Below are 10,778 nucleotides of genomic sequence, written 5' to 3'. Positions count from 1 at the left end.
ATCTTCCTGAAATTTGCGTGGCCGTATCTGCTTGCTGCGCTGCTCGGCGCGGCCACTGGCGCCGGCATCGAGCACCTGATCGGCGCGCGCGAGCTTGCCGACGAGCAGGCCGCGCGCGCGGCGGACGATCAGCGGCATGCCGGCGATCTGGCCGCGATCTCGCAGGCGGCGCTCGACGCCGAGAAGCGTGCAATTGCCGCGCACGACGCGGCCGCCTCGCGGGTGGCCGCCATCGACGCACAACTCACGAAGGAGCGAATCGACCATGAAACCGAAAATCGCAGCGTGCGCGCTGCTCTCGCTACTGGCACTGACCGGCTGCGCGTCGCCGTCCGGAACTGCACTGCAGCCGGTTTCGACGGTCTGCCCGGATCTGCCGGCGCCGCCGGCGTGGGCAATGGTGCCGCCGCCGTCGCAGACATCGACCCAGAGGTTGCGGAGCGCGTTTTCGGGGTCGCCGGAGACGACCAGCGCGAAATCGACAAACTGAAGGCAGTGCAGGGGTGGGTGTGCGCCGTGCGGCCGGCGATGCCCGGCTGTCAGCAGTGAGCAGAGACCAAAGACCGTCGCAGCGCCTCGGCCGGCCGCAGTCCCTGGAACGTGCCGCCGCCCGTGCGTCGCGCGCGGCGGCACGTTCCTTCAGCCATGCTTTAAATCAAAAAATCCATTTCGGTCCAAAATCAACGGATTTTTTGAAGCCAGCAATTTTCGCATAGAGGTGGGCTTCGAATTGCACACCAAACCCGTTTTTTATGTGCAGGGTTGCTGTATAGCTTGCGCCAAGCGCGTTGCTTCCTATCTTGTCGCTGCGAGTTAAGGCCCCGTTTTCAAATTTCATGTGGGAATCGCCGATTTTAAGGCCCAAAATTTTGCTGACGACGTCGATAGAATATTGATCATTTCCGGGTCTGTTGATCGTGATGTGGATGCTTGCGACGCCAAGGTCGAGGTCTTTTTTTATCGGGAAATGAAGTGCTCTAAGAGCTGGTTCGGTGTAAATGTCTCTTTCCTTGACTAGCTCTATATATGCATCTGTGTAAATTTTTTTAAACTCTGCTTCGTTGAGGCCGCTATCCTTGAAAAGCTGTTTTGTGTCGGGATCTTCTTTGAAAAAATGTTCAGTAATCTTCTCTGCTTCACTTTGTGAAATGGGCATGACGATCTCTCTGGCGATGAACGATTTGAGTGTTTGTGCGCGCGATGTTTAGGGTAGCGTATTTTTTGTTTTTTTAAGTGCTTAATTTATTTTATTTTGTGGCAACAGTTGCTGTCTGGTTTTTCAATTTACGAATTAATTAATATCATTAAATAATTGAATAAAATGATGCGCCTGTCGATGGTTGCAGAGCAATTGCGCGGGCTTTGACAACTCGCCACTATTCACGGCGTCGAACGTTGACGCGGCGCGGACGATGCTGCAGCTCTATCCGGCCGATGACATGGTGGCGGCGCCTAAGTGATCGCTACGCGTGCGTGCGCCGAAGTCTCAAGGCGAGCATTACGACGAGCGCAGCGACGAGAAAGCTCGCGACGAACAGCACGGCCAGCAAGACGTTCTCTTCGCCTTCAATTCCGGTCACGCCGAACAGGCGGAACAGCGGGCCGAGCAGGTTCCATACTTTGTCGCTACCAACCCAACGCGCGAGCAGGTCGATGCGCGAAAGCCCAAAGAAAACGAACGGCGTCAGAACCGCCGTGATGACGAGGCGCACGAACGTTTTCATCGGACGTCCACCGTGCCGTAATACTCGATGTCGGTTCCCGGGATCTTCGCGGTCGGCTGTTTCATGAGATACGCACGTAGCTGGTCGAACTGCACCTGCGTCGTGACCGTGATGCAGCCGTCGCTCACCCCCCATCGACCATTTGGGTGCAGACGAAATGCGCTGCGCTTAACGCCGTTCACGTAGGTCTCGTCATCGATTTTGGCGTCGGCGCGGTAAAGCGCGAACCATGTCGAGCGGTCGCTGTTTGACCACAGATCCAGTGCGAGATCGCGAATTGGCCCGAGTCGGCCGCCCGTGTCGCGCTTCACGATGTAATAGCGGCCCTTGGGGATCGGTCCAGCGTTGGCGACGGCCGTTGCATCGGGCTTGTCGACGAACCGCTTATTGCCTGAGAACGCCAGCACGCCACCGAAGCCGGGGCAAATGAGACTGGAAACGCGCTGACTGTTTAGCGTGAAGTAGCACTGTGCTGGCATGTTAGGCCGTGAGCAATGGAGTATGACAAATATACTGCTCAGTGAAGCGAAATGCCAATTGCGAGGTGCTGCTGCTTTTCAAGTTGGCAAAAGTATTTCCGCAAAATTCTTCGGCTCCTCGACTGGCAAGGCCCCAGCGCTCGACCATGGAGTCAAATTGCGGAACAGATTTCCGTCCAACCATTTGATTTGTTGGAAAATGGCCCTGAACTTCAAACCCAGTTGGTGCGGTCAGCCCGCGCCAGGTCGGTTCGACTCCGACTGCCTTCCGCCACAAGGCTTTGCGGCCAATTGGATGAACCCCGTTCGGCGATTATTCGCCCTGCGGTGGGGGTTTTTCTGCCCGATCCTTGTTGCCGCAGATCTTTTTCACAGCGTCGGCGAGCTTGTCGGTCACCAGATGGGCGTACCGTTTGGTCGAGGTAGGCGTCTTATGGCCCGGGACGCTGCCAACGGTGTAGAGGTCGATTCCGGCGTTGATCATTTTCGATGCGTCACTGTGCCGAAGGTCGCGGAACCTGACTTCGGGGTGGCCGGCTTTCATGCGCGCCTTGACCCATTCGTCTTTCCATTTCCACGGAGCGATCGTGAACGTCACTCGGCGCGCAATGACCGCGATACGGGTTTCGTTGGCGCCGGCGGCGCAGCTTGATTGGGCTGATGTGTTGTCCTACGTGGATGCCCGACGCGATTACGGTGAAGTGCACGGAGTCGGGTTCGGCGTGATCGGCGATCGCCTTTACTGAGTGGTGTTCGCGCTGCGTGGCGACTCGATGCACATCGTCAGCATGCGCGAGGCGAACAAGCGGGCGGTCAAGAGCTATGTTGAGCAAGCGAAAGGCCGTCATGCCGACGGACGAAGAGGGTGCGGCAATCAACTGCGGCATCGCGGCCGACCCCGACACGTTCGAAGTGCCGGCAGAGGACTTTGCGAAGATGACGCGTCGAGGTAAGCGCGGCCGTCCGCCGCTTGAAGCTCCGAAGGGGCAATTGATCGTGCGCTATGACGTCGACATTGTCGACGCCTTCAAGGCGACGGGCGAAGGTTCGCAGACGCGCATGAACGACGCGCTGCGCGAATGGTTGAAGGAACATCTGCCGGCGTAGTCCTCATTCGATGACGTAATCGAAAAGGGGCTGTAAACCGCGTCGCGATTCGCTATATTGACGTCGTCGGGCGCGAGGTGCGCCTAAACGAAGCCCGCTTGGCAAAGGCCTTGCGGGCTTTTTTCATGCCGGCGGCAATGGTTGCTGTCAAATTGATGAGCGAAGCCCTGAGTGCGAAAGTCTTGGGGCTTTTACATGTGCAGTTCAGCTTGCGCGCCGCGTCGATTTTTCGGTGACGGAGCGTTTTCATTTGAGGTCCAGATGCCGGCGCGCAAGCCGGTTCGCGAAAATATCGGATGGCGCTCGCTTATTGTGAAGCAATTGGCTGGAAAATATCCTGCCCCACATTGATGTGCTTCCACGAGTATTGGGCGAAAGCATTTGAGTAGTAGTAAAGCGCCGTGATCGTCGGCACGTTGTTCGTTATTCGGCAAAGCCCCGACCACGTCGTAATGCTGTTGTAGCGGGCCGCGGCATTGTTCCAATTGACGGAAAACGTGACCAGTGTCACTTGATCCAGGCCGTTATTTGCAGGTGGTGCTGCATAGAACCAGCCAGAAAGCGAGAAAGTCTGACCGGTTGTCCCGGAAGGCGAAATGTACGTGCCGGTAATGGCTCCAGTCCCGGTGACGGAGGCGATCTGCATGGTCGAGCCTAGCTCATTGAGCCACGAGCCGGTTGGGTTCTGGCAATTCGGGGCAGTTGAAGTGTCAGCCCACGCGGGTGACGCGAAAGTCCCTAGCATAGCGAGCGATACGAGCATCTTTTTCATTTTCAGTTCCTTCTTTGTGATGGTGCGGATCTCTTGTATTGGCGAAGCCATGCTATGGCTGACCTCACACCCAATCCGACACGCATATTGCGCGAGCTCGACTGATGATATCTGGTGACAGCAATCATCTTTTTAAGAGGGTTGGCCGAGTGGGTGATGTATTTGTGAGATTGGTTTATTGAAAAATCGCGCGCAAAGTGAAACTAAAAATCAAATTAATTATTTAATCGCTCAATTAATTGAATTGCGTATTCAAGGTGCGGCAATGACAAAATTCAGCATAGGTTGAAAGGTAATGGTTGGCAAGTACGCAATTTGATCGTGGGCGAATTCTGAAATCCATGGAATGATTTATATGGAATCGGTATTCCATCAAATTTTGATGTTGTCGGGTAAACGAAAGTTAAATCAATGAGGGGAAGATCGGTGTGTCTTTGTTTTTTTGATCATGTCTTGATGACCGATGTCGCTTAAGGGTGAAACCCGTCCCAATGGCGACAGGTGCGCCAATGGAAAACCAAGCCCGCTAGGTGAAAACCTTGCGGGCTTTTTCATGCGTGCCGAGCATGTTCGACATGCTTGAGGGCAAGTCCCCAATATCCCACCCGCTGAAGCTGAGGCAAACTACTACAGGCAACTCAGAAATAGCGCTGATGCGCCCGTATTAACTTAAACTAACCAGCCTTCACGATTCCCGATGCGGTTCAGTGGGTTCTTGTCCGGCACAAACAAGGGGTGCAACCAAAGCGGCAAACAACGTGACGACCAGAAGATTTTTTATCCTGTAATCGCTCTCACGACGGTGGGTTGGCTCGCCTGTATCGAGGTGGCAATGCGTCGCAAACTCGCGGCAGCGCATTTGACTGGCATTGATTATTTTCCCATGTAAAAGACATCTCATTAATGCCACGATATACGGCAAGAAACTGGCATTTCGCAGCCTCGTTTGGGCCTGGCGAGCGTAGACGGAGTGACAGGGAATCGCAAGGCATTTGTATTATGTTGTCTGAAATAGAATGTGAGTGAATGGAAGAGTATGACTATTGTCAATCCAAATAATTGACTCGTTTTTTGGTGTGGGAAACCAAATCAGGCCGCCAACCAGATTGCCTTTGACGAGACTTGCCCCACGCATTAACCCCCCGGAATTACCCGGTATCTTTTCGGTCGCATATTTCCTGAACCGGCAATGCGCAGTCGTCCGTATTCCGCTTATCCGCTCTGCTGTGCAGGCTTCTGCTCCTGATTGGATAGAGGCGAGCGTGTGGGCGGCCCTGGAATCGGCCGAAGGCCTATCGGGCAGATGCTTTGGGCGCACGCGATAACTTCCCGGCGCGATCAGCGCCGATTTCCGATGTCGTCCCGGGAAACCGACGACGCCGGCGACATTGCATCGCCGGCGCGTCATCGGTCACTGCTCATCGCGTCCGAAGGTTTCTTGGCGTGATCGAATGCCTTTCGAACGTCGCGGACCCGGTCGCGCGATCAGAGCAGCAACTGGCGGATCGTCGCGTCAGCCACGGAGACGGCGCTTTCGGGATCGTGAGGGAGGCCGTAGCTGTAGGCGGCATACCCGGTTTTCGATCCGACGGGAATCACCGCGTTGAGGTTGAAAATGATCTGGAGTTGTGGGCCGATGCCCCAGCGCGGATTCCAGTGCAGATTGGGATACCCGACCAGGTTGAATTGAAGCGTTCTGACCAGAAAATTCGGATCGTTTTGCTTCGAAATGGGCGGGAAGTAACCGTAATCGCCGTGGATGATGAGATCGACGAAATCCGAGGTGACTTTCGGCGGCTTGACCTTGCCCCAGACGACTCGGCCGAACCCGGAAATGCGGCGATTGGCGTCGTCGAATTGCAGCTTGAGCTCGACGACCGGGGTCGAGACGGACGACGGATTCACTTCTCCGCCAGTCACGCTGTAAAGGTGGTGAAGAACTTGCGGCAGGATTTCTTCTTCGGTGGTCGTGGCCATGATGCGAACTCCTTTCTTGAAGGTGATGACGGCTGTCGTGCCGATTTGGCGCTTTCGATCACGCCATGTGTCAACCCGCTGCAGACGGGCTATGCTTCGATTCGTGAAATGAGTGAAGTCTTGAATGGATGTATGTCGATTAAAATCGCGTTTTATGAATTGATTTTCTTTTTTATTGAGATGGTCTCGCTTTCTCATTTTTTATGAGATAGGCGTATCCTGTGCTGAATGTGTGCTTGCTGGATTAAGCATAGATTGGAATGGCAGGTGTTCGAAACTACAAGTTTTTGTAGTTTCGTTTGGAGAATATTTAAAGAAAGTCAATTTCGGGATGGAATAAAAGGGTGCGTTTGGCAGCCGATTTCAGGAGGCCGGCGCCTCGAGCCCTCGTCATGGCCGCCGACGCATTACCGGTCCAACGACAGCAAGAGCGAAGGTGAAGGCGGCCATTCGAAGCATTCGGCGACGCGCGGGGTGACCCGGAAATTCCGGGATCGGGCGACAGGCACGCGCGATTTTGCGCGGTAGCCGCTTGCGTATGGGATGGATCGCCCTTCATTCGGATGAGCGGAATGCGATGGGCGACGCGCGTAGCGATGTGTTGGACGAGCAAGCGGGACGTGGCCGAGTCGCGCGCAACACCGGCAAGCGGGGGGCGCGAGCGCTGGCGCGTCAGCGATCCGGTGCGGCGTTTCGCGCCAATCGTCTCGATTCCGCGGCGGCATCGCGCACGGGTCGTGTTCGGTGATGGCGCAGGCCGTATGTCGGTGCACGCGAGGCTGCGCTTTGTCGGCGGAGAGTCGGGGGGCATGACGTGGCGCATGCCGGGTGACGCCTCGATGCCGATGGGCCGCCGCGTGGCCGCGCGCTTCTTCGTGATTCGAGGTGGCGGCGGCGCCGCGAGACGCCACCACCGATCCTTATTGCTGCTGGAGCCGAATATCGCGCGACGACGCACCGACATAGATGCGGCCGCCCTTCGCAAACGCCCATCCATTGCGGCTCGTATCCCACACGCGCCGCATGTCGGGCGGAATCACGATGCGCACGCGCCGCGCTTCGCCGGCACGCAGGCTTACCTTCTCCCATCCGACGAGCCGCTGCGGTGGCTCCTGCGAATCGTCGAGATCGCCGAGATAGATCTGCGGCACTTCGGCGCCGGCGACGGGGCCGTCATTGGTCAGCGTGAACGACACGATGGTCGTCGCATCCGGACATTGCTTCACGGCCAGCCCCGAGTATGAGAAATGCGTGTACGACAGGCCGTGGCCGAACGGGAACATCGGCGCGATACGGTTCGCGTCGTACCAGCGATAGCCGATCTTGAGTTTCTCCGCATAGATGGGGTTCGGCGCGAGCGTGCCGTCAGCGCCCCAGGCGGGCGTATCCTCGTCGCGCACCGGGAACGTGACGGGCAGTTTGCCCGACGGATTGACCTTGCCGAACAGGACGTTGGCGATCGCGTTGCCGCCGCCTTCGCCCGGGAACCATGCCCGAACGATCGCGGACACCTGATTGCGCCACGGCATCAGCACCGGATTGCCGCTCTCGACGACGACGATCACGTGCGGATTGGCTTGCGCGACCGCCTGGACGAGCGCGTCCTGATTCGCCGGATTCGCGAGCGCGAGACTGCGGAGTTCGCCGAAATCTTCGCCGGCCGCCTGCGTGACGAAGACGATCGCCACGTCGGAGCGCCGTGCCAGATCGACCGCCGCGTCGATTTGCTGCGGGGTATAGGCGGCAAACGGCGATTGCTGATCGCTGTTTCCGGCGAAGGCGACCGTCGCGCCCGGCGCAAGGTTCCCGATCGCCTTGACGATCGGCACGTCGAGCTTCAGCCATGGATTCGGCCACCAGTTGCAGCCCGTCGTCGTCGGGAACGTCAGCCCGCCGCATCCGGCGAACGCGCCCGTGACGGGCCGCCGCGTATCGCCGGATCCGCCGCCCGTCAGCACGGCCGCGTCGGCATGGCCGCCGATCACAGCGATCCGCTTCAGGCTCCCGGCATCGAGCGGAAGTTGGCGATCCTGATTTGTCAGCAGCACGATCGACTGCTCCGCCGCGTGTTGTGCGAAGCGGTTCGCCGCGGCGAAGTCGATCACTCCGCCGCCCCGGGGCGGATCGTCCATGACGCCCGTGCGAATCATCGCATAGAGCTTGCGCCGGACCATGTCGTCGAGACGCGCTTGCGTGATCTCGTGATTGGCGAGCGCCTGCTTGACGAGATCGGGCGTGAGGAACGCGGTCGGCCCGACGTCTTCCTCTTCGTCGAGCCCCGCGTTGATCGCCTTCGCGGTACTGTGCGCGGCGCCCCAGTCGGATTGCACCTGTCCCTGGAAGTGCCAATCGTTCTTGAGGACGTCGATGAGCACGTGCGTGTTTTCGCACGCGTAGTCGCCGTTCACGCGGTTGTAGCTGCACATTACGTTGCCGGGCCGCGCTGCCTTCATCGCGATTTCGAACGGCAGCAGATAGAGCTCGCGCAGCGTGCGCTCGTCGATCCGGGCGTCGCCGCCCATGCGGTTCGTTTCCTGTTCGTTGCCGACGTAGTGCTTGATCGTCGCAATCACCTTGCGGTCCTGCGTGCCGCGCGTGCGCGCCGCGAGCATGTCGCCGGCGAGCACGGGGTCTTCGCCGAGATATTCGAAGAGGCGTCCGCCGCGCGGTTCGCGCGCGAGGTTGGCGCCGCCGCCCAGGCCCATCGCGAATCCTTGTGCGCGCAACTGATCGGCGATCGCGGCGCCGAATGCGTACGAAAGGCGTTTGTCCCAGCTCGCCGCGAGCCCGATCGTGGCGGGAAACGTCGTGCTCGGCTGCGATGTGCTGCCGGAGCCCGTTGCCGAATCCACCATGTTCAGATCGGGAATGCGAAGACGCGGGATGCCCTGAATGAAGCCCGCGCCGCCGCCCGGGACGTCGCTCATCGGGTACTTCGAATGAATGCGCTGCAGTTTCTCGTCGAGCGTCATCTGGCGCACCAGCATGTCTGCGCGGCGATGCGCGGAGTCGTTCTGGAATGCGAAATCTTCGGACGGTGCGGCGTTTTCGGCGGCATGCGCGGAAACGCACAGCGTGGCGGCAAGAATGGCGAGGGAGATGCGTCTTGCGTGCATGGGTTTATCTCCGTGAATGCTCGTTTCGTTTTGCCGCTTTGCGCAAGGCAGAGCCTCGCGCGAGCGCGTGCGAACCCGCGACGGATGTCGCGTGGCAAAGCGTGTTACGGATGAAACTCGATCATGCGCAGCAGACAGCCGCGCCCGGCCGGCGATGAGTTCAGCACGGGCAGCCGTTGCGTGGGAATGTAGCGAAACGCCACGGATAGTAATAGTGCATCAGTAGACTGACGACAAGTAAACTTTTGAACGAATGGGTTATCGATCGATGCCTTTTTCGACGCTCGATGGTTCCATTGCGTTTGAGGCGTTTGCCGAACGTGAAACGGAGTCGTTCCAATTCCCAAATATTGGAGAATCCCGGCGGGCAGCACGAGATCGCCCATCGTGCCTTTTCGATCGGGAGTGCGATCGATGAAAAGAGCGTCGCGCCAGATTCATCGAACGCGCGCGGGAAGCGGGCCGGCATGCATGCATCGCGAATGTGTTCAATGCTCGTGACGATCCGGATCGAAGCGTGCGCTTTTCATTTTGGTCCAAAGAGTGAATTTTTCCAGATGGATTCCTAAACGGAGAAATGCGAGCGCGGTCGGATTGATTCACGACGACGGACGCCGGCGTCCGAATTGGGCGCGGCGATCGACCGAGACGGTATCCGTTCGCATCGTCTACGAAAGTAATCGGATGTTTGTTCGCCTTCTCGTATCGGCAGCGCAAATCCGGCGCGGCGATGCAACGCGCGATCGCCGGATATCCGTGGACAATCGAATCGTGTGCCGGCGGCGGAACGCGCGTGCGGCGGAATTTCGGCACGGTGCGACGACGATTCGGCAGAGACAGGCGCGAACAACGAACAACGAACAACGAACAACGAACAACGAACAACGAACAACGAACAACGAACAACGAACAACGAACAACGAACAACCGTCGGCGCGGTCCGATCATCAGAACGAATCGCCGTCCTCGCGCTCGACGTCGAGGAATCGCTTCAACCGCTCCACCGTGAACAGCGCTTTGCCGTCGGCCGCGGCCTCCGCCTCGACCGCGGCGACCATCTTCCACACCTGATCCAGGATCTTCCGTCGCACGAAGGCGATTTCGAGCACCATGCGCTGCTCGACCGTCAACGTGCGCGTCTTCTTTCCGTCGAGCCATCGCCATCGTTCGCGCAGTTCGCGCCACGTCACGCGGCGGAACTCGGGAAACTGCTTCGCGTCGGCGCCGGGCACCGGATCATCAGGCGCCGCGTGCAGGCTGCAGCGGATCTCTTGCCGCGCGCGCCATTCGTCGGAAAAGGGCGCAACCGATTGACGCGAACGCACGATCGGCTGCGCGCGCTCGATCTCCTTGTCGATCACCGTGCCGAGCCGCCGCAGCGGCGCACCGTACTCGAGCAGTACCGGATCGATCGCGCGCGCACGGCGCGACGCATCGGCGACGCAACCGCGGAGCTCCCACAGCGTGAGCCGCTGGTGCTGCACCTCGAGGATCAGCCGGTGGACATCCGCATACGTGCATTGCTTCCACCATTGCGTCATTTCGGGCAGCTTCGGAGGATCGAACGGTGGCAGGATCATTTCTTAATACTAAATAACTGTAT

Annotated in this window: 13 protein-coding genes and 1 tRNA gene; 4 read left to right on the top strand and 10 right to left on the bottom strand. The window is 58.4% G+C overall.

Going from position 1 to position 10,778, the window contains the following annotated elements; all coding sequences use genetic code 11:
- The first annotated feature begins 6 nt into the window (after nucleotides 1-6).
- Nucleotides 7-549, top strand: coding sequence for a lysis system i-spanin subunit Rz (locus tag WS62_RS05305; RefSeq protein ID WP_066568688.1), 543 nt, complete (start codon nucleotides 7-9; stop codon nucleotides 547-549).
- Nucleotides 550-655: 106 nt separating this feature from the next.
- Here WS62_RS05305 and WS62_RS05300 read toward each other — a convergent pair whose 3' ends face one another.
- The 3 genes from WS62_RS05300 to WS62_RS05290 all read right to left on the bottom strand — a co-directional run bounded on the left by WS62_RS05300 (nucleotide 656) and on the right by WS62_RS05290 (nucleotide 2,203).
- Complete coding sequence (locus WS62_RS05300) at nucleotides 656-1,156, bottom strand: hypothetical protein (RefSeq protein WP_066568633.1); 501 nt, start codon at nucleotides 1,154-1,156, stop codon at nucleotides 656-658.
- Nucleotides 1,157-1,463: 307 nt separating this feature from the next.
- Nucleotides 1,464-1,724, bottom strand: coding sequence for a hypothetical protein (locus WS62_RS05295; protein WP_066568626.1), 261 nt, complete (start codon nucleotides 1,722-1,724; stop codon nucleotides 1,464-1,466).
- Nucleotides 1,721-2,203, bottom strand: coding sequence for a DUF2778 domain-containing protein (locus tag WS62_RS05290; RefSeq protein ID WP_066568624.1), 483 nt, complete (start codon nucleotides 2,201-2,203; stop codon nucleotides 1,721-1,723). The genes WS62_RS05295 and WS62_RS05290 overlap by 4 nt, the downstream gene beginning before the upstream one ends.
- Nucleotides 2,204-2,397: 194 nt before the next feature.
- Between WS62_RS05290 and WS62_RS35975 the strand changes: the two genes are divergently transcribed.
- A tRNA-Sec gene (locus WS62_RS35975) sits at nucleotides 2,398-2,477 on the top strand.
- A gap of 39 nt (nucleotides 2,478-2,516) precedes the next feature.
- Here the strand turns inward: WS62_RS35975 and WS62_RS32670 are convergent.
- Nucleotides 2,517-2,801 carry a tyrosine-type recombinase/integrase gene (locus tag WS62_RS32670; RefSeq protein ID WP_231748196.1) on the bottom strand — a complete coding sequence of 95 codons (285 nt, stop codon included), beginning with the start codon at nucleotides 2,799-2,801 and terminating at the stop codon, nucleotides 2,517-2,519.
- Nucleotides 2,802-3,025: 224 nt separating this feature from the next.
- Here WS62_RS32670 and WS62_RS05280 point away from each other — a divergent pair, with 224 nt between their 5' ends.
- Nucleotides 3,026-3,310 carry a BrnA antitoxin family protein gene (locus WS62_RS05280; protein ID WP_066568622.1) on the top strand — a complete coding sequence of 95 codons (285 nt, stop codon included), beginning with the start codon at nucleotides 3,026-3,028 and terminating at the stop codon, nucleotides 3,308-3,310.
- Between the two features lie 52 nt (nucleotides 3,311-3,362).
- Here the strand turns inward: WS62_RS05280 and WS62_RS35965 are convergent, their stop codons facing one another.
- The 3 genes from WS62_RS35965 to WS62_RS05265 all read right to left on the bottom strand — a co-directional run bounded on the left by WS62_RS35965 (nucleotide 3,363) and on the right by WS62_RS05265 (nucleotide 6,059).
- Complete coding sequence (locus WS62_RS35965) at nucleotides 3,363-3,560, bottom strand: hypothetical protein (protein ID WP_156440873.1); 198 nt, start codon at nucleotides 3,558-3,560, stop codon at nucleotides 3,363-3,365.
- Between the two features lie 57 nt (nucleotides 3,561-3,617).
- Nucleotides 3,618-4,082: an avidin/streptavidin family protein gene (locus WS62_RS32665; protein ID WP_197422766.1), complete on the bottom strand. Its 465-nt coding sequence runs from the start codon at nucleotides 4,080-4,082 to the stop codon at nucleotides 3,618-3,620.
- Between the two features lie 1,485 nt (nucleotides 4,083-5,567).
- Nucleotides 5,568-6,059, bottom strand: a complete 492-nt coding sequence (locus tag WS62_RS05265; protein WP_066568614.1) for a hypothetical protein — start codon at nucleotides 6,057-6,059, stop codon at nucleotides 5,568-5,570.
- Between WS62_RS05265 and WS62_RS37285 the strand changes: the two genes are divergently transcribed.
- Nucleotides 6,024-6,266 carry a hypothetical protein gene (locus tag WS62_RS37285; RefSeq protein WP_197422765.1) on the top strand — a complete coding sequence of 81 codons (243 nt, stop codon included), beginning with the start codon at nucleotides 6,024-6,026 and terminating at the stop codon, nucleotides 6,264-6,266. The two genes, WS62_RS05265 and WS62_RS37285, sit on opposite strands and share 36 nt — an antisense overlap.
- A 713-nt stretch (nucleotides 6,267-6,979) precedes the next feature.
- Here WS62_RS37285 and WS62_RS05260 read toward each other — a convergent pair.
- From WS62_RS05260 to WS62_RS05255, 3 genes are all read right to left on the bottom strand, one after another.
- Nucleotides 6,980-9,175: a beta-glucosidase family protein gene (locus tag WS62_RS05260; protein ID WP_066568612.1), complete on the bottom strand. Its 2,196-nt coding sequence runs from the start codon at nucleotides 9,173-9,175 to the stop codon at nucleotides 6,980-6,982.
- Nucleotides 9,176-9,279: 104 nt separating this feature from the next.
- Nucleotides 9,280-9,561, bottom strand: a complete 282-nt coding sequence (locus WS62_RS35960) for a hypothetical protein (protein WP_156440872.1) — start codon at nucleotides 9,559-9,561, stop codon at nucleotides 9,280-9,282.
- Nucleotides 9,562-10,122: 561 nt separating this feature from the next.
- The gene (locus tag WS62_RS05255) at nucleotides 10,123-10,755 is read right to left on the bottom strand and encodes a hypothetical protein (protein WP_066568610.1); all 633 of its coding nucleotides are present in this window, start codon (nucleotides 10,753-10,755) and stop codon (nucleotides 10,123-10,125) included.
- Nucleotides 10,756-10,778: the final 23 nt, after the last annotated feature.

This window comes from Burkholderia sp. ABCPW 14, from assembly GCF_001523835.1.
GTDB lineage: Bacteria > Pseudomonadota > Gammaproteobacteria > Burkholderiales > Burkholderiaceae > Burkholderia > Burkholderia mayonis.
The sequence above is the reverse complement of the archived record's forward strand: the minus strand, read 5'-3'. Positions and strand labels throughout refer to the sequence as shown.